General features: G+C 68.2%; 20 protein-coding genes and 5 pseudogenes. 12 read left to right on the top strand and 13 right to left on the bottom strand.

Features of this window, described 5'->3' with window-relative positions:
- Positions 1 to 184 precede the first annotated feature (184 nt).
- Positions 185 to 508: pseudogene (locus tag E6R62_RS35840) on the top strand (transposase); the annotation flags it as partial.
- 523 nt (positions 509 to 1,031) lie between these two features.
- On the opposite strand, the gene E6R62_RS35835 reads toward E6R62_RS35840, so the two are convergent.
- Together E6R62_RS35835 and E6R62_RS35830 are read right to left on the bottom strand one after the other, a co-directional pair.
- The gene (locus E6R62_RS35835) at positions 1,032 to 2,153 is read right to left on the bottom strand and encodes a tetratricopeptide repeat protein (protein ID WP_240802091.1); all 1,122 of its coding nucleotides are present in this window, start codon (positions 2,151 to 2,153) and stop codon (positions 1,032 to 1,034) included.
- Positions 2,150 to 3,424: an AAA family ATPase gene (locus E6R62_RS35830; protein ID WP_136217647.1), complete on the bottom strand. Its 1,275-nt coding sequence runs from the start codon at positions 3,422 to 3,424 to the stop codon at positions 2,150 to 2,152. The genes E6R62_RS35835 and E6R62_RS35830 overlap by 4 nt, the downstream gene beginning before the upstream one ends.
- Before the next feature lie 399 nt (positions 3,425 to 3,823).
- Between E6R62_RS35830 and E6R62_RS42330 the strand changes: the two genes are divergently transcribed.
- The 3 genes from E6R62_RS42330 to E6R62_RS40035 all read left to right on the top strand — a co-directional run bounded on the left by E6R62_RS42330 (position 3,824) and on the right by E6R62_RS40035 (position 6,589).
- The gene (locus tag E6R62_RS42330; RefSeq protein WP_368773883.1) at positions 3,824 to 4,675 is read left to right on the top strand and encodes an RNA polymerase sigma factor; all 852 of its coding nucleotides are present in this window, start codon (positions 3,824 to 3,826) and stop codon (positions 4,673 to 4,675) included.
- The gene (locus tag E6R62_RS35820) at positions 4,590 to 5,642 is read left to right on the top strand and encodes an SMI1/KNR4 family protein (protein ID WP_306432511.1); all 1,053 of its coding nucleotides are present in this window, start codon (positions 4,590 to 4,592) and stop codon (positions 5,640 to 5,642) included. Before E6R62_RS42330 ends, E6R62_RS35820 begins: the two co-directional genes overlap by 86 nt.
- A 512-nt stretch (positions 5,643 to 6,154) precedes the next feature.
- Positions 6,155 to 6,589 carry a hypothetical protein gene (locus E6R62_RS40035; protein ID WP_168714288.1) on the top strand — a complete coding sequence of 145 codons (435 nt, stop codon included), beginning with the start codon at positions 6,155 to 6,157 and terminating at the stop codon, positions 6,587 to 6,589.
- 253 nt (positions 6,590 to 6,842) lie between these two features.
- Here the strand turns inward: E6R62_RS40035 and E6R62_RS35810 are convergent, their stop codons facing one another.
- Positions 6,843 to 7,352 carry a GNAT family N-acetyltransferase gene (locus E6R62_RS35810; protein ID WP_306432510.1) on the bottom strand — a complete coding sequence of 170 codons (510 nt, stop codon included), beginning with the start codon at positions 7,350 to 7,352 and terminating at the stop codon, positions 6,843 to 6,845.
- On the opposite strand from E6R62_RS35810, the pseudogene E6R62_RS35805 reads away from it, so the two are divergent.
- A pseudogene (locus E6R62_RS35805) lies at positions 7,339 to 7,823 on the top strand (transposase); the annotation flags it as partial. The gene E6R62_RS35810 and the pseudogene E6R62_RS35805 sit on opposite strands and share 14 nt — an antisense overlap.
- A gap of 200 nt (positions 7,824 to 8,023) precedes the next feature.
- A complete protein-coding gene (locus tag E6R62_RS35800; protein ID WP_136217646.1) occupies positions 8,024 to 8,197 on the top strand; it encodes a CsbD family protein in 174 nt (57 codons plus the stop codon).
- A gap of 256 nt (positions 8,198 to 8,453) precedes the next feature.
- On the opposite strand, the gene E6R62_RS35795 is transcribed toward E6R62_RS35800, so the two are convergent.
- From E6R62_RS35795 to E6R62_RS35785, 3 genes are read right to left on the bottom strand one after another with little or no spacing between them, the layout of a single operon-like run.
- Complete coding sequence (locus E6R62_RS35795) at positions 8,454 to 9,401, bottom strand: sensor histidine kinase (RefSeq protein WP_136217645.1); 948 nt, start codon at positions 9,399 to 9,401, stop codon at positions 8,454 to 8,456.
- On the bottom strand, positions 9,398 to 12,076 hold the full coding sequence (locus E6R62_RS35790) for a SpoIIE family protein phosphatase (RefSeq protein WP_136217644.1): 2,679 nt from the start codon (positions 12,074 to 12,076) through the stop codon (positions 9,398 to 9,400). Before E6R62_RS35790 ends, E6R62_RS35795 begins: the two co-directional genes overlap by 4 nt.
- Positions 12,073 to 12,633, bottom strand: coding sequence for a methanogen output domain 1-containing protein (locus E6R62_RS35785; RefSeq protein WP_136217643.1), 561 nt, complete (start codon positions 12,631 to 12,633; stop codon positions 12,073 to 12,075). Before E6R62_RS35785 ends, E6R62_RS35790 begins: the two co-directional genes overlap by 4 nt.
- Positions 12,634 to 12,891: 258 nt before the next feature.
- Here E6R62_RS35785 and E6R62_RS35780 point away from each other — a divergent pair, with 258 nt between their 5' ends.
- The 4 genes from E6R62_RS35780 (at position 12,892) to E6R62_RS35765 (ending at position 14,657) form a co-directional block, all read left to right on the top strand.
- Positions 12,892 to 13,263, top strand: a complete 372-nt coding sequence (locus tag E6R62_RS35780; RefSeq protein WP_136217642.1) for an STAS domain-containing protein — start codon at positions 12,892 to 12,894, stop codon at positions 13,261 to 13,263.
- Positions 13,264 to 13,380: 117 nt separating this feature from the next.
- A complete protein-coding gene (locus E6R62_RS35775) occupies positions 13,381 to 13,881 on the top strand; it encodes an ATP-binding protein (RefSeq protein WP_240802090.1) in 501 nt (166 codons plus the stop codon).
- 73 nt (positions 13,882 to 13,954) lie between these two features.
- Positions 13,955 to 14,257 (top strand): hypothetical protein, encoded by a 303-nt coding sequence (locus E6R62_RS35770; protein ID WP_136217641.1) that lies wholly within the window; start codon positions 13,955 to 13,957, stop codon positions 14,255 to 14,257.
- 19 nt (positions 14,258 to 14,276) lie between these two features.
- Positions 14,277 to 14,657, top strand: coding sequence for a hypothetical protein (locus E6R62_RS35765; RefSeq protein WP_136217640.1), 381 nt, complete (start codon positions 14,277 to 14,279; stop codon positions 14,655 to 14,657).
- A 137-nt stretch (positions 14,658 to 14,794) separates the two neighbouring features.
- On the opposite strand, the pseudogene E6R62_RS35760 reads toward E6R62_RS35765, so the two are convergent.
- Positions 14,795 to 14,912 (bottom strand): annotated as a pseudogene (locus E6R62_RS35760) (IS5/IS1182 family transposase); the annotation flags it as partial.
- A gap of 42 nt (positions 14,913 to 14,954) precedes the next feature.
- Positions 14,955 to 15,398, bottom strand: a pseudogene (locus E6R62_RS42325) (DUF1931 family protein); the annotation flags it as partial.
- 83 nt (positions 15,399 to 15,481) lie between these two features.
- On the opposite strand from E6R62_RS42325, the gene E6R62_RS35750 reads away from it, so the two are divergent.
- On the top strand, positions 15,482 to 16,180 hold the full coding sequence (locus tag E6R62_RS35750) for a VOC family protein (protein WP_136217639.1): 699 nt from the start codon (positions 15,482 to 15,484) through the stop codon (positions 16,178 to 16,180).
- A 45-nt stretch (positions 16,181 to 16,225) separates the two neighbouring features.
- Here E6R62_RS35750 and E6R62_RS35745 read toward each other — a convergent pair.
- The 3 genes and pseudogenes from E6R62_RS35745 to E6R62_RS35735 form a co-directional block, all read right to left on the bottom strand.
- Positions 16,226 to 16,354 (bottom strand): annotated as a pseudogene (locus E6R62_RS35745) (IS982 family transposase); the annotation flags it as partial.
- A gap of 253 nt (positions 16,355 to 16,607) precedes the next feature.
- Positions 16,608 to 17,669 carry a DUF3962 domain-containing protein gene (locus E6R62_RS35740; protein ID WP_136217638.1) on the bottom strand — a complete coding sequence of 354 codons (1,062 nt, stop codon included), beginning with the start codon at positions 17,667 to 17,669 and terminating at the stop codon, positions 16,608 to 16,610.
- On the bottom strand, positions 17,627 to 18,652 hold the full coding sequence (locus E6R62_RS35735; RefSeq protein ID WP_136217637.1) for a hypothetical protein: 1,026 nt from the start codon (positions 18,650 to 18,652) through the stop codon (positions 17,627 to 17,629). The genes E6R62_RS35740 and E6R62_RS35735 overlap by 43 nt, the downstream gene beginning before the upstream one ends.
- A 561-nt stretch (positions 18,653 to 19,213) precedes the next feature.
- Between E6R62_RS35735 and E6R62_RS35730 the strand changes: the two genes are divergently transcribed.
- Positions 19,214 to 19,615 (top strand): hypothetical protein, encoded by a 402-nt coding sequence (locus E6R62_RS35730; protein ID WP_136217636.1) that lies wholly within the window; start codon positions 19,214 to 19,216, stop codon positions 19,613 to 19,615.
- 923 nt (positions 19,616 to 20,538) lie between these two features.
- Here E6R62_RS35730 and E6R62_RS35715 read toward each other — a convergent pair.
- Positions 20,539 to 21,546 (bottom strand): hypothetical protein, encoded by a 1,008-nt coding sequence (locus E6R62_RS35715; RefSeq protein ID WP_136217635.1) that lies wholly within the window; start codon positions 21,544 to 21,546, stop codon positions 20,539 to 20,541.
- A 120-nt stretch (positions 21,547 to 21,666) separates the two neighbouring features.
- The gene (locus E6R62_RS35710; protein WP_240802089.1) at positions 21,667 to 22,698 is read right to left on the bottom strand and encodes a HEAT repeat domain-containing protein; all 1,032 of its coding nucleotides are present in this window, start codon (positions 22,696 to 22,698) and stop codon (positions 21,667 to 21,669) included.
- Between the last annotated feature and the right edge of the window lie 328 nt (positions 22,699 to 23,026).

The following is a 23,026-nucleotide window of genomic DNA, read 5'->3' as shown; positions in this document are numbered from 1 at the left end:
CGTCGTACGGCGACGTAACCAACCCTCCAGCACCGCCCGCTGGGCATCAGTGACCGACAACGGCGGAATCTTCGGACCCGGACGACTCATGCTCGACTAACGACGAATCTCTGACTCAGGTCACTAGGCAGTTTCGTTTGGATCAGTTGGTCGTTGGTCCGGGTGTGCCGTTGACGAGTGGGCGCGGATCGAGCCGTTGCTTCCGGACCGGACGCCCAAGCGGGGTGGCCGTTGGCGGGACCATCGTGAGGTGATCGACGCGATCGCCTACAAGTTCCAGACCGGCACGCAGTGGGTTCACCTGCCGGAGAAATACGGCAACTGGCGAGGTGTCTACAACCGGCTGCGGATGTGGGCCGTCGACGGCACGTGGGAGCGTGTCTTCACCGCCCTGGTGGCCCAGGCCGACGCGGACGAGGATCTCAACTGGGCCGTATCGGTCGACTCCACGATCGTGCGGGCCCACCAGCACGCGGCCGGGGCCCGCATTAGGGGCCCCGGCCGGTGACCGGACGACCATGCAGTCGCGCAGCGCCGAGGAGGCCCTGGGGTACCCCGCCGAGCAGAGGGGTCACCTCACGGACTCCGTCACCAAGATGGTCGATCGAGTCCGCGCGCTCCGGCAGCGGTGCCGGCCAACCAGGAGGAATATCCCGCACCGCCCCGTGCATGAAGATGACCAACGGGCGCACCATCCCAGCAGTCCGGCCGCATCACGGGCGAGAGGCTGGCCGCTGACCGCACCATGATGCCGGCAGCCCGTGCACCCTGCTGCTGCAGACGCTGCGCACCAGCCGTGCGATGCACTGCCGGTGGCGGTGCGGCGGTTGCCGTTACTCGACGGTGCTCGTTGGCCCGCGCCCCTGTCGGAGCGGCAGTGTCTGCTCCGGTGGGGGGCGTTGGCATCATCGACCCGTGATGCGAGGCCTTCCGTAGTGTGTGTCCGGCTCAGTACCAGGATGTCCCTGGTGACACTGGCAAGGCGGCGAATGCGGGTGATCTCGGTGAGTTCCCCTTCGTCCCGGAATGAGCTACCGGGCCTTGTTCTTGTCGAACCAGATGGTGGCCGCTATGGGCACGAGCCCCGTCCAGAAGAGGAGGCGTGGCCCGGCCAGCTCTGCCCAAGCAGGCCCCGCGATCAGCAGGGCGCAGAGCATGGCCCAGCCCGATTGCGCCAGGACGACGCGGGCCCAGCGGCCGCGGCGGATGAGCGAGCGGACGTTGAGCTGTACGCCGGTGCGGAGCTTGCGGTAGCGGCGCCAGGCGCCGAAGCCCCAGATCGCCGCCATGATCACCATGGACCACAGTCGCTGGGCGATGGGCAGGGGCAGGGCGGGGGCCGGGTGGTCCTCGGAGGGGAACAGGTTGATCATGGCGCCTGCCGTGACCAGGCAGAGCAGAGCGAGCCATCGAGTGCCCCGCAGGAGCCGGTAGGTGGCACGGTCGAGCTGCTGCTGCATCCAGGCAGAGTCGGGCTGGCCGGCCAGTGCGCCCGCGTACAGTTCGGCGGCCTTTGCGGCGTTCACACCCGGGGCCTCGGCGGTCTTCTTCGTCTGGCGGGCAAGGGCTTCGGAGTGAGTGGGGTCGATGCGGAGAATGGCCTCGTCGAGTTGATCGGAGACGGTGCCATTGCCGGCCGCACTGGCGATGCGGTGCGCGACTTCGTGGGCGTAAAGGTCCTCGGGGCCCAGGCGTAGTGCCTCCATCGCCAGGTCGGCCGCCTGGCCGGAGACGCGATCCATCTCGGCATGACTGATCGTCCCCGTGCCCGATGCCCGGGCGTGTTTGACGATCGCGGCTCGCCACACGGCGTCCGCCAGCATGGCACGGGGGTATGACTCCTCGGGAGCTACGCGAACCGCCTCGCGCAGTACGGGCTCGACGTTGAGCCAACCCCCGTCGTCCACCATTGCCCGGGCACGCAACATCAGCGCGCCGTAGTCCTCGGGGTCCAGCTTGAGGGCTTCGTCGGCCGCCTCCCTCGCCTGCCGCGGCGCCCCCGTGTTGAGATGGCAGTAGCCGATCTTGACCCAGGCGCGTATGTCCGCGGGATCCTCGGCGAGGTGGCGGCCCAACAGTGCCAGGGCCTGGTCATAGCGTTCGAACTCGATCAGGGCTTGGGCCTGTTCGACGGTCGGGTGCAGCGTGGTCACAGCTTCCGCCTCTTCTTGAGATAAGCGACCAGGTCGTCGTACATACCGCCGTCGTTGGCGTACATCGCCACGTTGCGCGCCGAAGCGAACCACGGCTCCGTCGAGGGCACCGTCTGCTTCGCGGCACCTAGAAGGTCCTTCATGCCGATCATGCGGACGACACCGGTGCGCACCGAGTCGAGGAGCGCCATCTCCGCCGCGGACTCGCACAGGTGGGCGAGGTCGGCTCCGGACAGGCCGTCGGTCATCTTGACGAGCTTGCCCAAGTCGACTTTCTCGATCGGGCGTTCGCGCAGGTGGTAGCGGAGGATCGACTCGCGTGCCGGCGCGTCGGGGGGCAGTACGAGGAGCGTGCGGTCGAAGCGGCCGGGGCGGCGTAGCGCGATGTCGACGTCCCAGGGGACATTCGTCGCGGCGAGTACGAACACGCCCTCGTTGGCGACGGCGTTGATGCCGTCGAGCTCGGTCAGGAGCTGGTTGACGGTGTTGCGCATGCCTGCGCTTTGCGTACGGCTGCGCTTGCCGCCGAGAGCGTCCAGCTCGTCGAGGAATACGACGCAGGGGGCCTGTTGGCGGGCAGTCTCGAAGAGTTCGTGCATGTTGCGCTCGGAGTTGCCGATCCACATGTCGAGCACGTCGTTGACCGACACGGAGAGGAAGCTCGCACCGAGTTCCCCCGCGACGGCGCGGGCCACGAAGGTCTTGCCGCAGCCGGGAGGTCCGTAGAGGAGGAGGCCGCCGCGCAGGCTCTTACCGTACAGTTTGCGCAACTCCGGGTTGCGCAGCGGCGCGAGGAACGCGGCGTTCAGGCGGTCCTTGACCTCCTGCATGCCGCCTACATCGGCGAGGCGTACGGTGCCCGGAGCGTCGACGTCCCAAGCGGGGGCACCCTCGGGGTCGCCGCTGCCGTCGGTGGCGAGGGGTTCTTCCACGAAGCGCGGCGGAAGGACGTCCTTGACCTGATCGGCGGCGGCGCCCCAGTTGAAAGTGGTATCGAGTTCGGGCTCCATCGGTGGGGTTGCCGGGGCCGGCGGAAACACAGAAGGCGGCGTTTCTGCGAGCGAGGGCGTACTCATTGCGCGTGTCATCAATGCTTTTGCCTGACTGTCACCCGGCGCGTGCTGCAGCGCGATGGCCACCTGCGTGACCGCGGCGTCCTGCTGCCCGGCATCCAGCAACAGGCCGGCAAAGTGCAGTCGCAGTGGTACGTCACCGGGTGCCGCCTCGACAGCCGTGCGCAAACTCTGTATCAGGGGAGAGACGTCAGACATGTGGCCACTTTACGGACCCACCGTCACGTGTCATCCGCTGGCCCCACGGGGCCTGACATGGCTGGTGGCTTGACCCAACCTTACCCGGTGGGCGGGTGCTGTCTCCGCTTCGAGGTGACGGGACTTGCCCGACCGGTGTGGGAATCGGTGGGTGACTGACCGAGCCATCCACCGGACTGGTGGGCGACGGGTTGTGGGGTCACCGCTACAACTGCACACCGCACGGACGGCGCCTGGTGACTCATTGGTTCAGGATGCGTTCTTCCGCTGGTACCGCCGAACTGAGCCGCCACGACAGCGGCCGCGGATGACTTCGACCCGGTCGGCCAGACAGCGAAGCGTACAACGGCCCGGAGCCCGGCCACCAGGGTTCGGCAACGAGGGAAGCCTCGGGGGAAACTGTCGCTGACGGGGGAGGGGAATTGCGGTGACTTCGACGATGAGGGCCGCCGTAGCTGGCTGCGCAGGGTCTGTACGAACAAATGGATCGACGACATCCGCCGCCGCCAACGGAGCCGAGAGCTACACCCTCAGGTGCATCGGCTGTACGAGCGCAGCGCGCCAGACCCAGCCGATGTCGTGATCGCGCGGGAGGACCTCGACCGTTGCTGGCAGGTGATTCGCGGGCTTCCCGCAATCCGCCGCCAGGTCGCCATTTTGTACTTCGTTGAAGGGCGGTCGGACCGGTCCATCGCCGACCTGCTGGGGACCCAGCCGGCCAACATCCGCAAGCATGTCGGCATGGCCTGCAAGGCCCTTCGGACCGCGTTGGGGGACGATTTCAGTTGGGGCACCCTGGAAGCAGGAGCGGCAAGTTACGGCCCAGCCGCCCACTGTCAGTGGCTCCGCGTACGGTCTGCGCATGGAAGATCAGAGACCCCCCTTGGCTTCGCTCGACGCTTTCGCGACCTGGGAGCCCGTGCTGCGGCTCATGCTGGCCGGGGACACGCAGCGGCGTGCTGCCCGGTCGGCCCGTGTGGCAGGACGTATCAGTCAGTGCGGTTGGAGCCTGGCCCTTCGGGGGACTATGTCATCGACCGCGAGGATCGCGGTGGAGGACATACAGAGGGCTCTCGCACGCGGCGGAGTCCAGGAGATTGCGTTCCGGGCGGAGGTCCAACCGGACGGAAGGACCACGCTCGGCCTGGTCTGGCCGAGTCCGGTCGTGGAACCGGCTGTCGGCTACCCGGACCTGGGGGTGCTCCTCCTGTCCGATGGCTCCCTTCCCGAGCCCTGGCTCCGCCGTCCTGATCCAGTGCCCGGGGCGATGCCGGCACCATCGGCGGATCTGGAGTTGCTGGAGCGCACGCTCCGCGAACGGTTGCCCGACGCCATCGGCGCGACGGAGGAGGAGATCGCTGCCGCCGAAGCGCGCCTTGGTGTCACGCTGTCTGATGAGCTCAAGGTGCTCTACCGGGTCACGCGGGTGGACTGCGACGACGACTTCGAGGCGGCAGACCGAGCCGGTGAGGCGGTTGGCTGCGAGCTTTCCGGCTTGGAGCACTTGTACGCCGTCGACGGTGCAGTCCGTCACCCCGGCTGGGACCTCGGCGCCACGCAAGCGATCAGCGCCGCGCCTGACGCCCCGGTGCAGGGCCTGGCTGGCTCGCCGGGCTGGATCGGCTTCGGGAGCAACGGCGGCGACGAGTTCGCAGTCGACCTGACTCCCGGCCCGGCCGGACACTTCGGTCAGATCATCCTGGTCGCTCACGAACAGAGCCTCGGCGCCGAGCTGGTGGCCGACTCCCTCACCGATTTCGTCCTGGGCCGGATGCGGGAAGAACGCCGTGACCGCCTTGAAGACGGCCTTCCGGCCATGGCCAGTGTCGGCACTGGGTACCTCAAGACCATTCAGGACGCCGCGCATCCCGCTCTGGAGGCCCTGTCCATCGGCGACTGGGCCGGCACGCCGTTCAGCCTCGCACCTGTCGCCGGACTGCCCAGCCTGCGCACTCTCACCGCCTCGCCCGGCACACTGGCCGACCCCCTGGAGGTTGCTGGGCTCACGGGACTGGAGTTCCTGGAACTCGGCGCGCAGGAATGGAGTCGCCTCCTGGACGCCGGAGCCGTCCCGCGCTCGCTGAAAGCCGCAGCCATCAAGGTTCGTGACCAAGACCACCTGCCCGTAGTGGCCCTCGCCAACGAAATTCTTGCCCTCTGGGACCGGCCCCAGATCGTACAAACGCTCCTTGAGGGAGACCTCGGCCCCGCGGCCTAACCGGCGGGGGTCGCAGAAGGCGAGGCAAGTCACGCCCTGAGGGAGCTCATCGCTGTGGTTGGCCGAAGTCCGGCTCCCGCTTGGCAGGCTCTACGTGAGCCAGGGAGTGCTCCAGTCGTCGGTGTTTGTGGTCCTGGCGCCGGCGGGGTGTTCGGCGTTGCCGGTGTCGCGGGGGAGTGGGCGGCTGCCGCCGAGCGGACGGTGGATGGTGAGGAGGGTGATGATCCTCTGCCAGGTGCCGTCGGTGTTGCTGCGCCGGCGCCGGGAGGCGGCGGCTTGGCCCTGCCCGGAGTGCGGGAGCGCCGTCTACCAGGCCGACCCGGACGGCGGCTGGGGCACGGGCACAACGCCGGGGACGGTGCAGCGTCTGCCAGTCCATCGCCGACCACACGGCCCGCGAGGCCCAGGATCAGGCCGTACAAGCCGCACAGGCGAAGGTGTCCGCCTCCGCGGCTGGTTCAGGAACTGACCACCGGCCCGCGCCCCTTTGACAGCGGAAGGGGGGTGGCGTCATGGGTGACGCCACCCTGCGTGGGGCCTGCCGGGAGCGGCGGCGCCGCTACTGGTCCTCGTCGTCGGCGGCCGGGTCGTCGGCGGTGTGGTGGCCGATCTCCTTCACTGCTCCTTGCAGGGACTGCAGAAGTTCCCGCTCGGCTCTTCGGTGCGGGCCTCGATGTTCCACTGCGCACGTCGTCGACCAGGCCCTCGATCGTTTCGTCGAGCCGCCGCAGCAGCCCGGGGCGGAGGGCTTCGACTTCGACGGCGGTGTGCGGATCAATGCCTTCGCGCAGGGACTCCTCGCGGTACGGGACGAAGTTGACGTCGCGGGTGCTGACGTCGTGGGTGGTGAGCCGGCCGGAGCGGACGTCGTCGGCGGTGATGGCGATCTGCCTGAACTCCAGGTCGAGTTCGCCTTTGCCGTAGCGTTCCATCCGCTCGACCGCTGAGCGAGTGACAGATCTCCCGGCAGGGTCCCAGTCGCCGCAGATTCTCCGAGGCGCCGCGAGCGCGAAGTGGTCGCAGCCCACGCAGCGGAACCGCAGCGGGCAGGTGCCGCCGCTGGCGGCGACGTTGGTCGGCTCGGAGCAGGTGCCGAATGGGACGACGACCGAGCCGATTGCCCGGCGGGTGCGTTCGGCGTCCAGGAAGCTGGTCACCACGCCCCAGACGCGCTCGCCGTGGCGTTGAACTGCATCTGGATCAGAGGAGATCGAGGAGCATCAGGACCTCGTCCCGGGTGTCGTCGGGCGCGAGGCGAAGGGCTCCGGGCCAGCGACCGACCTCACGCCATCCGAGCCTGCTGTAGAAACTCTCCAGCCCTTCTTCTCCTCGGGCCGCGAGATGGAGCTGTTCCAGTCCCAGTTCGTCGCGGGCGATGTTCCGCAGCCCACGCATGAGAGCGGATCCGACACCACGGCCGCGGAATTCGGGGTGGGTCTGAAGGTGGTGAACCGTGCCCCAGTGCTCGACGAGTCGGTAGGGATCACGGCTGAGGACGACCCACCCGGCAAGACCGTCCCCGAGGCCGGCGGTGATGAGTCGGCTGTGCTGCGGATGGAGACGCCCGAGGAGCTGTCCGTGACGGGCGCGACGTCGTCGTCTTGGACCGGCGGGAAGGGGAACCCGGCGGCGCCGCCCGAGTTGGCGACCGCGATCCAGCAGTCGATCAGCTGGCGTCGGAGATCGGGAGCGATACGACCTGTCCGCCACGGACTACGTCTACGTCTGGGCCGACGGCATCCACCTGCGGATCCGCCTGGCCGCGGCGAAAGCCTGCGTGCTCGTCGTCATGGGCATGCTCGCGGACGGCACCAAGGAACTGATCGCGATCGGCTACCGCGAGTCCGCCGAATCCCGGGCCGACCTGCAGCGTGATTGCGCACGGCGCGGTATGCGAGCCCCTGTCCTCGCGGTCGGCGACGGCGCACTCGGCTTCTGGAGGGCCCTGGCCGAGGTGTTCCCCGAGGCCCGCCATCAAAGGTGCTGGGTTCACAAACGGCCAATGTGCTCAACGCGATCCCGACCTCGGCCCGGTCCAGCGCGCGCAAGGCATTGCAGGACATCTACAACGCCGAGGACCGCGACCATGCCGTCACGGCTGTCGCCGTGTTCGAGAAGACCTACGGAGCGAAGTGGCCCAAGGCCGTCAAGAAGATCACCGACGACGTCGACGAGCTGCTGGCTCCGCGGAGGCACGCCCGGGGGCCGGCCGGCGCAGGGCGGACACGTCGGTGGTGCGGTCCTGCCGACGGGCCCGCCTGATCCACCCCCTACAGGTGGGCGCCTTGACCTCGTGGACTCGTCTCGCCGGGGTTTGGGAGGGAGTCGAGCGGCCACACGAGGCCTTGTAGAGCTTTTTCTATCGTCGGGAGTGATCAGCTGTGTCGGACGAGCAGAAGACCGAGGCGAAGGCAGAGCAGGCCAAGGGCAAGGTCAAGGAGACGGCCGGCCGCCTGACGGGCAATGAGGGGATGACCGCCGAGGGCCGCGCCGACCAGGCCAAGGGCGATGCGCGCGAGGCCAAGGAGAAGGTCAAGGACATCTTCAAGCACTGACCGTGACGTGCAGGGGCCGGTACCGCAGCGGCGGTACCGGCCCCGTCCGTGTTCAACACACCCGGGACTCAGCCTGGTCCCGCAGACGCCCAACCCGTCCGGGTACATGGTCGTCGCTGTCGTTCTTCTCAAAGATGAGCACCGTCTTCGAGGCGGTGACGCGCCTGGCTACCCCGGTGGCATCCTCGTCGAACCGTGACCGGGAACAGGAACGGGCCGACCGTCTGGAGCCCGGGGCCGGGCTTGCTGAGCGGGTTCAGGGTGCGAGGTGAAGGCGCAGGGTGAGGCCGGTACCGGTGGCGCGGATTTCGACGAGGTCGCACAGCTGGTGGATCATCCACAGGCCCCGGCCGCCGTTACCGGAGGTGAGGGTAGGGCGCCGGCGTCCGGCGAGGGGGTTGGCCAGGTGGCCCTCGTCGCGGATCTCGGCCACGGCGGTGCCGTGCTCGCCGGTCCACAGTCGAAGGATGCCGGCGCCGCCTCCGTGGGCAACGGAGTTGGCGGTGGCTTCGCTGATCGCGAGTACAAGGTCGTCTTTGCGGGCCCGGTCCAGGCTTGTGCCTTTCAGCCAATCCCGAGCGCGCTGGCGCGTCTGGGCGAGGCCGCCTGCGGCATAGGGAAGGATCATGGCGTGTACTGGTTCGGGCAGGGGTTCGTCGCAGTCGGCGCAGACGACGGCGGGGTCGATGTAGGCCGCACTGTCCAGGTCACGGCCGTTCTCGAGGAGTGTGGGGTGGGTGCGCCGGGCGTCGGCCACCACCGCTTCGGGTAGGGCGGTAACGTCGTAGGGGCACAGGATCGTGGCGGGGCGGCCGGCGAAGGCGGTGTTGATGAGCGCCTCGTGCCGGGTGGCTTCCAGCGTCTCCGAGCGCGAGCGGCTCGGCCAGATCGGCTCTCCCACGATGCGAGCGGCCCGGCCGGGGTGCCGGTCGGCGAAGTCCTGCAGGGCCGCCAGGATCCTCCCGGGGTTTCGGCCCAGCACCGCCATGTCCGCGAAGTCGACGTCTGCGGCGTCGCCCCCCAACCACCCGCGCAGAGCGTCCAGATTTGCTTCGGGCACCGCCACGAACGTGGGCTCCTCTGCCCTGAGCGCGGCACGCACAAAGCCGCCCACTCCACTGACGTACTCCTCCTGGGTGCGGTAGAACAGCGCGGGATGCACGAAGGGCCCAGCATCCGGAACGGTGGTCACGCTGTCGGTCATGCCGCCATCTCCAGGACACTGCACTCGTCGGGGAACATCTGGGCTGCTCGCAGCAGCGACGGTGGAGGTTGATGCAAAACCAGCCGCCGTCCCTCACTCCTCAAAACGTCGGCTGCGCGCACCAGTTGGGCAACGGCGTCGACGTCGAAGAAATCGACCCCGGTCAGATCAAGGTTCACGACGGCGCCGGGCACGCGGACCAGCGCGCTCAGGGACGCCGCCAGATCCGGGCGCGAGTCCAGATCCGCATGACCGACCAGTCGCGCCCCCAGCCCCTCGTGCAACGGCGTCACATGCAGCGCCGGCGCCGGATGCGCGATGTGGGAGCCTTCGCCGTGGTGGCCTGCAGCCACGTGCGTGCGATGCGCGGCAATCGGCAGGGCCGCGGCGCCGGCGATGTCCAGGCGCCGATCGAACAGGCACAGCCCGGTCACTAGAAGATCGGCGAACACCTCTGCTTCCAGGCGCAGTTCGTACTCCAGGAGTCGCTCCGCGCCCGGCACCTCCCGCGTGCACCAGTCCATCTCGCCCACGACCCGCAGCCCCGGATATCCCGCTGCCACCGCTTCCTCGCACGCCTGCCGCATCCCGGCGATCACCGCGTCCGGGTCGAAGGGAAGCAGCCGAAGATAGGACTGCGACGCCCCATGGACCGCCAGCTGCCCCCTTGCCTGGGCCGCGTCGACATCCAGTCCGGCCGCCTCGAGCGACTCGGTCACGGTACGTGCCGCGGTGGTGTCGGTGAAGTACAGCACCCGCTCGCCGTTCGCCAGTCCGGCGCCGACGAACCCCGTCACCGCCCGCGACTTCTCCTGATCATCGCTGTAGGCGCAGCACGAGTGGTCACCCCGGGGCGGGTGAGGCAGACCGGCATGGGCTGGGGGCACCTGCGACTCCACGGTGGTGAAGGACATCGGCCGACTGTTCCGGCCCGGCCCTGAAAAGCCTACAAGAGGCTGGCGAGCAGGTGGCGCGTGGCTACGTGCGCGAGAAGCATGGGTGAATGTCGCCGGCCTTTGTGGGGCAGCCGCAGCGGGAGCCGTGCCCTTTGACCATCCGACCGGCGGGGCTGGGGGAAGTTCGGTGGTGGGGAAGCTGATGGCAAGGAGCGCGCGGTCGTCGGGGGATTCGGCGCCGGGTTGGTGGTTCAGGAACATGTCGCACAGGTCCGTGGCAGTGAGGCCGACACTGGTGTGGGCCAGGTCCCGCAGGCGGCCCAGGCCGGTGTCGAGGTTCTCTCCGCGCCGTTCGATCAGCCCGTCGGTGTAGAGCACAAGGGTGTCCCCGCGTTGAACGTTGACCTCCACCTCGCAATATTTTGCCTCCCGTACGGGGCCGACCGGAGGTGCCAGGGCCTGGTCGAGGTAGCGGCTGGTGCCGTCGGCGCTGATCAACAGGGGCGGTAGGTGACCGGCTCTTGCATAGCGAAGGGCGTTGGTGCGGCGGTTGAAGACCAGGTAGCAGGTGGTGGCCATCAGATCGGGGTGGTATCGGCCGACGAAGTCGTTGAGTTCGTGCAGGACTGCCGCGGGGTGATGCCCGCAGCGCATGGCGATGCTGCGCAGGGCCGCGGTGATCTGGGCCATGGCGGCAGCCTCGGCCAGACCGTGTCCGGCGACGTCCCCGATGGTGAGCCCGATGTGGTCGTCGTCGAGAAGGTGGACGTCATACCAGTCGCCGCCGACCTTGACCTGGTCGGTGCCCGCGGCATAGCACCCGGCCATATCGAACCCGTCAACGGCGGGGAGGCGCGGGAGCAGGCTGAGCTGCAGACGCTCGGCGACGCGGTGCTCGTGCTCGTACAGGCCCGCGCGGCGCACCGCCTGCGCGACCTGTTGGGCTACGGCCATCAGGTGTTCGGCCTCGGGTCTGTCCTGGGGTCTGTGATGCACGAGGAGGCTGCCCAGGTTAACGCTGTCCGCTTCGAGCAGGGCGCGCACCGTGGTCACCTCAGGGGCCGCCGCCTCCTCGCCTTGAGCCGCTCGATCGAGTGCGCCGGGGATTCGCTTGTCGAGGTCGGTCCACGTATCCCCGGCCAGGGCGAGCAGCGTGTCGGCCGGTTCCAGGGAGGGGATCAGCCGGCGCGAATGCAGTCGCAGGTCGACGTCCGTGGCGTTCAGCGCGGCGGGGGCAGCCTCCTGGACCGCCTGGGCGACCTCGGCCAGAGTGGCGGCCGAGGCGAGAGCAGCGGTCAGCTGGTACAGACGCTGAAGTCGCGAGCGTGCCTTCTTCTCGGCGTCCAGGAGGCGTTCGCGTTCGGCGTCGGTCGCGCGACGGATCGCTATCTCGCGGTTGAGCGCCGTCACCTGCTGGCTCAGGACCACGAACTGGTCGGTGTGGTCCAGGCGCGTCATGTGCAACTGCACGGCAGGCTGCGGCCCGTCCCACCAGGTGGCGCGGGCGCCGTGGCAGCGAAAGCGCACCAGGTGACCGCCGGGGTTCCTGACGGTCAGAGAGCCGGGTAGCGGGTCACCGCTGCGCAGCCAGTGGGCCATGTGCAGGCGTAGGAGATCGGAGTCCTCCGCGGCGAGGTGGAACAGGTCGGCGCCTGCTTGCAGGTGGGTGACGAAGCGGGTGGCGGCCGGGTTCGCGGCGAGGATCTGCCCGTCGGCCGTGCACAGCAGGACCGGGTTGGGCAGCAGGCGGGCGATGGCCTGGAACAGGCCCAGACTCATTCGACCACCGGCCCTGCGGCGAGGGACCCGAGTGCCGGGGGCGCGTCACCGAAGTACTCCCGCCCCGAGTCCCTGCCCGCCTCCGCCCCGGGCACCAGGTGCACGACGACGCGGCAGCCCGCCGCTCCGCGCGCGATTGTCTCCACAAGTTCGACCTGCGCGTAGCCGAGGTTGCGTGCGGCGATGGTACCGAAGACGTTGGAGGTCATCATGCACATCGACTCACGGCCGATCACCTTCTCCGCGAAGGGACAGCTGCGGGTTCCGAGCACGATTTTCCGGTCGTCCTGCTCGATGATGTAAAAGTCGCCGCGAATGCGTTGCTTGAGGTCCACCAGCACGTCTGCGACCTGCCGACGGGAGAGCCGATCAACGGCGAGAGCGCTCGTGTACATGTCGTCGATGTGGGCACCCACGGTCTGCCCGACCACACTGATGTACCCGGACGCCTCCGCCAGGCCGACGATCGACTCAAGAGAAGTGGCCAGTTCTCGCACCAGCGTCCGCAGAAAAATATCCCGGTCGAGGGGGATATCAGCGTCCATCACATGGGTCATCTTCGGCTCCTGTCACGCCCGGCCATAGCGGCTTGCGCAACGTCACCGCGCGCCGCAATGTCATTGACGGCGATCACCGTCTGCCTCTGGCCCGCCTGCCCACGCACGCATGCTTCAAGCACAGACGGCGACAGGGGTGACACATCCCACCGATCCCACCGCCGCTGCGTTAACGGAGGCGTTTGACCTTAGGGTCGTGCACGGGAGCGCCGCTCTCACGCGATCAAGCAGACCACGTCAGTGGGAAAGGCTGGGAAGATGAGTACCGAGGACCGCGGCGAGGATGCCGCCCAGAGGCGGGCGCAGTCGTGGACCACCGACACGGGGGCGACCGTATGCCGCCTGGTCGGCGACCTCGATCTTGACACACTAGATCCGACTCGCTCCCTGCTGGAGGAAGCCCTCCACAGGGGGGCACCCGCGCTGGTGGTGGACTTGGCAGGTGTCACCTTCTGCGACTCCTCCGGGCTGAACCTGCTCCTGCAGATCCGGTCGGCCGCGCAGAAAGCCGGCGTGACGACGAGGCTGGCCTCGGCGCCCGAGCAAGTGGCACGACTGCTCGACATCACCGGCGCCAGCGCTGTCTTCTCGATCCACTCCTCCATTGATGAAGCCCTCTGCGAGAACTGACACCGCGGGGCCGAGCCCGTTCGCGCAGAGGGGTGTGTACTCCCCGACCCGGGGCAGGCGCCCCCATTGCCCAGAGAAGACACCGCGTCGCCCGTGCCAAGCCGTGAGGATGACGATTTGACCAGCAGCGGCGGACCGCCGCCACCCAACCCGCAGCGCCCGGGTCTGCCCGCCGCAGGACAACGGCGGCGCCTGGTGATGGCCGGCCCGTGCGGGCAGGTGTCCCACGGCCGCGACTTCACCCGCCAGGCCCTCCTCGACTGGCAATGGCTCACCGACCGCACCCCCTCCCGGCAGGAGAGCATCGATGAGGTTCTCCTACTCGTGTCCGAACTACTGGCCAACGCCAGCCTGCACGCCGGCGGCCCCCGGGAGCTGATCCTGCACGCCACCCCCACCGTGCTGCGCATCGAAGTCTTCGATGGAGATCCCGGCGTCCCACAGCCTCGCCCCCACCACCACCCCGCACTGCCCGGCGGCCACGGCCTCCGTATCGTCGAACACCTCTCGGACCGCTGGGGCGTGACCACCCGCGAGGCCGGCAAGACGGTATGGGTAGAGGTCGCAACAACGCGGTTCGACTCCGTCACGGACATCGGGTCGGGGCACCAGAAGTAGCGGAGAGCATGCCACTGGTGTCCCTCCTGCGTGGATTCCACCCGGTGGGGAGAGACGGGAACAGGCTGGGCGCATGGTCGCCAAGCGGATCGTCTACCCGCCCGACGAGCAGGGCTGGCGCCGGGTGCGCTACGACGGCGTCGCCATCGGAGTCGCGCACCGCCCAGGCGACATCCGCGTTTTCCTCGCGGCCGCGCACGGTGGTCTCGGCGAAGTGGGCGCACCGCGTCCATTCGCCGCGCCTCGATTGGGCAGCGGAATCACGCGCCCTGTGGCAGGCGCCGCAGCCTTGCGAGACATGGCTGTTCGCCCCTCCTCACCGCGACCCCGGGTGGGCCCCCGCAGCCTGGTTAAGGCCTGTTCGGCGGATCTTTGATCAGTATGGTCATAGGATCATGAAGGATCTGATCTTGCTGTTCGCTGCGTTTGTCGTTGTCATACCAACCTCCACAGTTTGGCTGCTGGGGCGGCGAGCGAGGATCCCTAACTGGATGCTGATCGTGTTCTTGCTGGCCGGGTGGCTGACAGTGTTCGTCGGCTGGGCCCTCTCGCAGCGCGCGCAGCCGAGCCTGTTTCCCGATACGTCACCCTGCTACGGCACGCGCAGCGCTCCTGTCTCGCAGTATTTCCCGCCCGACTCGTTCTGCCTCCACGCAGACGGGGACTTGCGGACGGTTAATGGGCCGAAGGCCAAGCTCGTGTTCTGGACTGCGGCCAACACCACCTTGGCGATGGTGATTGCCGCCGCCTTTGCACGGCTTCGTCAACGAGCTTGATCGCGTTCGCCTCGTCAAAGGCGGCCCGGGCCTCGATCGCCCCTGTGGTCGGGTAGCCGGGCCACGCCAACGTGATCCGGCTACTTCCGTCGCTTGGAGGCTGAGCTGGGCGGCGAGGCCGCTTGATCCGGTGCAGATCAGGAACGCAGCCAGAGGCGGATTGAGGCGACGGTGACGGGGCCGTGGGAAGATGTAGGCGCGTTTGTCGTACCTCGTGGCTACGGCCCGGGAGTTCTTCAGAGCGTTGATCGTCTGCGCACTGGGGTGCCGTGCGGCTCGAGCCGCGCCCACTGCGCATCAGTCAACGGCACACCCGGAAGTGGTGTGTGACGAAGCCGCCGTCATTCTCTGCGGGCACGGAATTCTCCGTCTCGTTGCGGTGATCATCCTTGTTCGCGGTTGCGAGGTGCGCGGTGTCTCCTGGCGGTCAGTGGGTGGGGGAGGAGAGCACGATGGTGGAGTCACCAGTAGGCGGGGACGGCCGGGCAAGGCGCCCGCCGACCCGGCCGCGCTCGAACACTGGTCCGTGGAGGGGCGGCGGGTGTCGCGGGCGATGGTTTTGAGGGCGCGGGCGAGGGCGACGCTGAGGCCGCCGGCCAGGTCGGGCAGCCACTGCTGGGTGTCCTCGGCTGCCTACATGCCGAGGGCGGGGCGGGCTGCGAGCTGGTCGAGCAGGCGCAGTTCGATGCCCTCCTCCAGCTTCTTGAAGGCGTGGATACTCTCCTGCAGGCCTTTGGTGACGGGGAGGCCCTGCGGCTAGACGAGCAGGTCCGAAGTACCGGATGGTCGAAGAGGGCGTGGAGCCTGCACGCTACGTTGATCGCATGACCTACGTAGAGAGCACGATCGTGCGCATCAGGCCGCAGCAGTTCCACGGGACCATCGGTGTGGAGGATTGGCGTGTCGTGGGCGAGGGGGCATGTGCGTACTTCCGTACCGCGTCGTTCGCGGTCGGCGCCCAGTTCGTGCAGGCGATCAGTGAGATGCCCGGTGTCGAGGAGGAGTACCCGGACGTCGACGTGCGGCAGGAGGGCGTGATCGTACGGCTGATCACGGTCACGGGTGACTACTACGGGCTGACCGAACGGCACGTGGAGCTGGCCCGGCAGATCTCGGCGGTGGCTCGTACGTTGGGCATACCGGCCGATCCGTCGGCCGTGCAGACCGTCCAGGTCACCATCGATGCCCTCGCAGGTCCCGGGGTGGTGGCGTTCTGGCGTGCCCTGCTCGGCTACCGGGACCGCGCGGGCAGCGGGGAGGACCTGATAGACCCGCGCCGCCGTGGGGCACCGTTCTACTTTCAGCAGATGGACGCACCGCGCCCCCAGCGCAACCGGGTACACGTCGATGTGTGGGTGCCCTACGACCAGGCGGAGGCCAGGATAGCCGCCGCGCTCGCGGCTGGTGGCCGCCTGGTGAACGACGCCGACGCGCCGTCGAACTGGGTGCTGGCCGATCCCGAGGGCAACGAGGCGTGCGTCGGCGTAGCCGGACCGCCCGAGCCGACCACCGACTGCCCGTGAACGCCTCCTGCCCGAGGAGACCATGTCGCAGGGGCGCCGGTCTGATTAGTGGTCGTAGGCGGTCAGCGAGCGGGTGACCGGTGCGCCGATGAGGTTGGTGTGCCAGATGCCGGCGGCCATCGCGAGGACCCGCTGGGTCACCCGGACGGCCACACCCTCGAAGGTCCGTCCACCGGTCCAGAAGCACGACGATCCGAGCGACGCGCGATCCTGAACCACGGCGCGCCGCCGACGACCGCTTGAAAGCAGTCGTCCGCGTGTCACTGAGTTTTCCCCGCCTGCTGACGGGCAGGTCGGGCCAAGCCATCCCAACACGCACCTATACGACCTCATCCGCCAGCCGTCCGCACGCCGCCGGAGGATCGCTTGCCGTCGGCCGACGACCTGAAATGCCGGGCGAAGCGCCCCATCCAGCGACAGTGACCATTTACCCGCGTAGTCGTCCCGCTGGGCACGACACCTGATACGCCACAGCGTCATGGTCCGTGCCGTGCCGTCTACGCCTACCACTGAAACGAGTGAGGCGGAACACGGCGCGGCGGGGACGCTTCTTCCCTTGAGGTCCCGGCTGCCACTTCATGCGGGCCCGGCCGAAAGGACTGGTGGTGTTGGCCCAGGGAGATGGGGTGAACAGATAGGCGGTGATGGCGCGCTTTCCGTCCCAGACGTTGCTGCGCGCCCACCGACGGATGCCGACGCGGACGTGCAGCAGATTGTTCGAGCGCGGATCGAGAGCATGGTTCTGCGCGGTCAGGCGCAGCGTGTACGACCACGGATACGCCGTCTTGTTCTTGCTCTCGTACACGTACGGGGGCCACGAGATCAGTTCGGCGCCCTCATCGCTCACGACACGCCGCCACCTCGAAGTACCGTATGTCTTGGGTTCTTTCGCTGTGCCGTCGCTCTCCCACTCCCAGCCGGAGTGCTCGACTTCCCAGCCGTCGGCGACGAGCTGGGTGGCCACCAGGTTCGGCAGGATGCGGTACTCCGCGTCACGGAGAACGCCGTCCTTCGCAACGTGGAGCTGACGGAGGTCGCTGCAGAGATCAACGGCCTTGAAGCTGTCGAGGACGGAAGCGAGTTCCGGGAGATCGACCGGCTCGGGGCGGCCACGCAGACGAGCCTTCTCGTTCTTCGCCAGGGCTGCTACGACCAGCCCGCTGCGTACGGGCTCCACGATCAAGTCCGGATCGGGCTGCGGGCTGCCGTCCTGGTGGTTCCAAGCCAGCCACACCTTGCCCTGACGTCCTGAGCTGTCGCCGACGAGGACATGGGGGAGCAACGCGGCCATGCCGGTGGTCACGGCCCACAGCGGCAGCCCGTGCCATTCCTCGTCCTCGTCGTTGCGCCGGTCGCGCCGGAAGACCCGCCTGTGCAGTTCACGCGCCCAGACCTGGGGGAACTCGTAATCGCGATATGTGCCAAGGGGTTCGTTCTCGGTGGGCTTCAGGATGAGGGGCATGCGCTGGAGGCGGTCATACGTCGCCACGGTATTGCTCCGAGAGTTTGTGCAGGCCGTGCTCGAGAGGGAGGTAGAGGGGAATGGCGATCTCGGAATGGGGTCCGACATCGCCTCCTCCAGGGCCGGTACATGCCCAAGAGGATGCTGTCGTCGCTGCGCGGAGCGAAGGCGCCGTCGCAGAAGTAGATCCGGGCACGGGCCGCGCCACGGAGCATTCGCCCGGCGATCTGATTGAGGGGTGGAATGTTCGTCCAGTCCATGGCATGCCGCTCAAGCGGTGCGGTGAGGGCGTAGCGCAACGGTTCCTCGAGCCGGTCCGCCCACCGGCGGTGGGCGATGCGCTGGAAAACCTCTGCACGCTCTCCCAGGAGCAGCAGCCGATGACGCCCGGGCTCAAGGTCGTCCCTGATTCGTTCGAGCGTGCTCGGCCGCACTCCGCGCGGGCCGGGCTGGGCCGTGCAGAAGTCTACGAGGATGTCCGAGAGGGCGGCGGTGCGTTTGTCGCCGAGTTTCCCCGAGACCTTCCGCCCGTAGGAGCGGCCGTCGGGTCCCTTGCTGCTGGAGGGCAAGAAGAAGCACTCGATGCGCTCGTCGACGGGGACTGCTTCGGCGGCATGGGAGGAAAGAATGCCCGCCACCGGCACCTGGACGTCATAGCGCGGAGAGGTCCCCGCCCAACTGGTTGCCGACAGCAGGAGTACCCCAGGACGGGGCTGCCCGTCGGTGGAGTCGCCGAACAGATGGGGAAGATGGAGAAGTAGCCACCGGCCGATCCCCGTGCAACGGAAGAAGCTGAGCGTGCCCAACTGGTCGGTGGGCGCGTTCTCATCATCCCGGTACTGGAAGCCCAGTAGGTTACCCATGGGGCTCTCGGGTACCAGCGGCAGATACTCGGCCGGCGGGCGGTACACCAGGCTGGAGGACATACCCTCCGCGCCAGTCTCGCTCTCCACCTCCCAGCTGTACCGGGTCAGGTGGTCGAGCTGCTTGGCCAGCAGAGCGACCGTCATGGCGACCTGGAAACGGGCCGTTGTCCAGGACTTCCTGCGTTTAGGCTCCGATGCAGCCTTCTATCATCTGTGTGAGCTGACCGGCCAGCATTCCTCAGTGCGTCTGTCCGGCGGTGTCGAGCGGGCGGGGCGGGTGGAGCGGTGCGTTGGAGAGTGCGCAGGAGTGCCCCTCATGAAAAGGCCGGGGGCAGACTGCCTGGTACTGGGCCCTCGAACCGGTGGAAGGCTCAGGGCGATCTGTGGCAGGCATGGCTGCGGCATTCGGTGGTGGGCGTCGATCTGCTCATGTGGTGGACGAACGCAAGCAATCTACGCGGCCTGGTGGGGGACGGCCGTTATCGGGACCGTCTCATCGCCCTGCTGTCTCAAGCGTCACCGCGGGACTGCGCGGCGATAGGGCTCGGTTGTGAGCGTCGGATCGACCGGCCATGCCGGGAACCGCAGACTTGCAGCCGTCCCCCCGTCGAAGGCCCGGCCGCCGACGCTCCGGAGTTCCGCATAGGCCCGATACCGGGGGCCTGTAGCTCCTTCGTGGACTGCTGGAGGGGAACCGGGCTGCACGTGGAATTCACCTCCGACGACCGTCATCGGGCCGTGCACTTGAAGGACAAGACCGAGAAGGTCGGCGTGTGGGTGGACGGTGTCCCGCTACCGGAGGACGCCTGGCTGGACGTGTCCGGGTACTGGGTCGACGACCGGTTCTACGTGGTGCAGGCCGCAGGCCCGGAGGACCACCCTGAACAGGAGCTCGCTATGGGCCATCTGGGCTGCAGGGTTCTCGCTGTGGTCATCCACGACGTCCAACAAGCCACTACCCGGATGATCGTGCCGGACGCCACGGAGACGTGGACCGATCCATGTGTGCGTTTGGACGGCGGCACATGGCGCCTGTACGCGGATGGGGCCACCGCCGAGGCCGGCAGGCCGGCGCGATTGTTTCCTGCCGTACCACCGTCGGTCTGACGTTTCCTGCCCGGGTCCCCGGACGACACCGGGTGCAGATACACCGCCCCGGCGACAAGGGCGAGGACTATATTCGGTCACCGCTAGCGCTCTGACCACATAGGTTCTGGGTGAGCGGGGACGCAGCACAGTCCGCTTCGCAGTGCGAGCCGGCAGCCACCAGAACGCAGTGGTTGCCGGGTTCCTGGACTTCCTCTGCTCCAGGCGGGACATCGCCTTCGACGGCCGGTCCCACCACACGGTGGCATTGCCGAGTCCGGTCGGGTCCTTCGATCCCGCGCTGTTCTGCTCGCCGGCACTGTGCCGGGCATGCGCTGCACATCCAGGAGCAGCACGGGTGACGACAGCCTTCCCCGTGTTTAACCGCGAGATCGAGGACGGGGACCCGGAGGTGCTGGTCGACGCCCGCATCCATGGTCACGCCTCGCTGCCCTACAGCGACTGCGGACGATGCCCTTATCCCGCCGTTGACATGCGCTTCGACATCCAGCCGTCGTTCTACCGACCGTCACCGAAGTTCAAGGTCTTCCGGCCGGCCGACGTCCAGAAGCTCATGGGCGTAGTGTCGACGGCATCGCCGCAGAGCTGGCTGGATCATGGACCCGTGGGTCATGGAGACGCGACAGCCGCCGGCCGGGAACCGCCATCCGTTCGCGGCCGAGCCCTTGGGGCATCGGCTTCCAGAACGCGCGGGCCGCCCTCGTATTCGGGGGCCGGGGGCAGGGCGAGACCGCCCCAGCGCTCTTGGAAGGCGACAGCCCGGTCGATTTCGGCATCCGGAATCCCTTGCTTGAGCCATGCCTCGCGGAAAAGCTTGAGGTCGCGGTGTGGAACACGCAGCCCGTGTCCCTCGACGAAGTAACGAGCTCGCCGGCTCAAGCCTTCAGGCGCCTGCGGAATCAGCGGCGCTCGGGGGTCTGCCGTCACGGTTGCTGCGTCTCGTACGGAGAGGTTGGTGCGGCCGGATGCGGCGGTGCCGACGGCTGCGGAGCGCTGGACCAACGGACGGGGTCGCCACCAGGGCCGCCGGTGAGCCAGGAACCGTCGCCCAGGGGCACCAGCTCGTACGGGTTGCTCGCCTCAACGGTGAACTCGCCGCTGAGGGTGCCCGTGCGTACGTCGACCAGGTGGTGACGGAACCACTCCTCCTCGTCCTGACTCTCACCGCCCAGGGTGACGATTGCCGTGTCCTCGCTCAAGTAGCCGCCGCTCCATTCCACGAAGGACTCCTCCGGGTCGTACCCGAAGGCTTCGACAGGGAAGGTGAAGAGCACGTCCCCGTTGGGGTGGCCATGGAAGGCGACGTCCGCCTGCCCGTGGTCCACGGTCATGAATTGGCACCCGGACGGAGCCAGGTCGATCAGGCAGCGGTCCTGCCACGGGTACGTCACGAACTCCGGCTCGCTGTCCGCCCCGACCGTGCCCCGGAGAATGACAGAGCCGTCCTGGCCCTCACCGATGTCGAGGTAGATGCTGCCGTCCACGGGATGCACGTGGTGGAAAGCGCCGTGCCCGACCGTCTCCAGCTCCCGGCGGGCGAGAACCAAACCGCTGTCGGCATCGTGCACGACCCACTGGTCCCCGCCCCCGCGGCCCGCCATCGCGTCCGGCCGGTAGACCCACACCGTCCGGCCGTCCCGGGACAGCACGCATCCAGGCCGGTGGCCATGGCGTACGTCAGAGCGCGGTTCGAAGTCCGAGGCCCACATGATGTCACCGGCGCGCGTAAGGCAGACGACTCCGTTCAGCGTCGTGTACACGACCCGCTCCAAATCCTGCCGGACCACCGACGCTACGACCTCCTCGCCATCCCGCGGCTGGAAAACCGCTGCGGGCTCCAGCGTCCCGTAGACGCCAGCGCCCACGACGTAGGCGTGGATCCGCCCGTCACGGAGACGCGTGATGACCTTCGGTGGCGGCTCAGGAATCATCCGCTGAGGCTAACGCCCAGCTCAGGAACCTCATGAGCCGGGGCGGTGTGGGCCCGAGTTGGGTGGTGTGACCGAGCACCGCAGCTGGACAACTCCGATGCACAACCACAGACCGGTTGCTCAGAACAAGGAGTCCCAGAAGACTTCTTCCGGGTCAGGTTCTTCTGGGTGGAGCATGCAGCGTCTGCAGCGCAGGAGTCCTGGTTCGTTGGTGCCCGAGGCGGCGCTCATCCACGGCAGAGCCTCCATGGCGTGTGCGCGCTCGTTGTCGGCGAGGGTGTCGACGGTCCGGCGGAGCTCCTCCGGTGCGGATTGGTCGGTGAGGCAGAGCCAGCCGACCGCCGCCGACAGACGGGCTTCGGGGGCCTCCGCCCGGTCGTGCCACCGTTCGCGCAGCCACTTGACAGTCGGCGGGTGCGGGTGGGCCCGAGTGATCTCGGCGGTGGCCAGGAGCAGGGCGGCGCGGACCATGGCGTCGCTTTCGGTGGCGAATCCGTTGGCCAAGGCAGTCCGGATGGTGTGGGCGGGGTCGGCGGCGGTCGCCAGGACGTAGGCGGCGTCGACGCGGACGGTGGGGTCGGAGTCTCCAAGAAGGGGCAGGAGTGCTGTGGTGGCGGTGGTGATCGCGGCTCGGGCGGCGGCCACCGACCAGCCGGCCGGGTAGCCGGTCACCTCGTAGCCGTAGTCGTCGTGGGTATCGGGGGCGTGGCGCCGGGGATCGTTGCGGTGGAGGAGGAATTCCTCGCGAGAGGCGACGCCGTGGTGCCTGGCACGGGCGGGGCCCGAGAGGGCGGCGAGGGCGGCGGTGCGGTGTGGGTGGTGGGCGTTGATGGCGAGGGGAATGAGGAATGGCACGGCGAGGGCTACGGCGGCCCGGCTGTCGTCGGCGCACAGGCCCCACAGCACACCCGTCGCGTCCATGACCGGTTCGCCGTCAGCGCGCAGGAGGGAAACCGCCTCCCGGACGTCGTGCCCATGGGGGAAGTTACCCCATGGGACGGCATCGAAGTCCAAGCCCGGTCGGGGCTTGGGCAGGATGCCGGCCACCGCCGTCCGCACGTCGAACGGACCCTCCGAGAACGAGCCCAGGTCCGCCCCGTCCGTCACTTTCCGGCACATCGCGAACGTCGGATCGGTCCGCCAGTCCTTCACGTCACACCCTAACCCTCGAATCCCCGGAACTTGATCATGACTGGCCCGGCGGCCCACCGGAAGCCTCTGGGCGGTGATCCAGCGGCTCGTACGGGGCCACCCGTCATGCACAGGGGCCAACCGGAATGCTCAAGGGCCACCTACCGAGCTCAGTCACAGGTAGGCACCGGCTAGCTGCAACGCTCAAGGGCCAACGAGAGCGCTAGGGCCTGTGTGATGTCGTGATCAGTTCCTGAGTTCTGTCCTCTGCGCGGGGTGGAATCCGGTAGGACTGTGGTCGTGACGCGCAGGCAACTCACCAATGCCCAGTGGAAGTTCATCGAGCCGT

Origin of the sequence: Streptomyces sp. A1136 (genome assembly GCF_004795055.1) — a bacterium.
In the GTDB taxonomy this organism is placed as follows: domain Bacteria; phylum Actinomycetota; class Actinomycetes; order Streptomycetales; family Streptomycetaceae; genus Streptomyces.
Note: the sequence above shows the minus strand (reverse complement) of the source record. Positions and strands in the feature narration are given on the sequence as shown.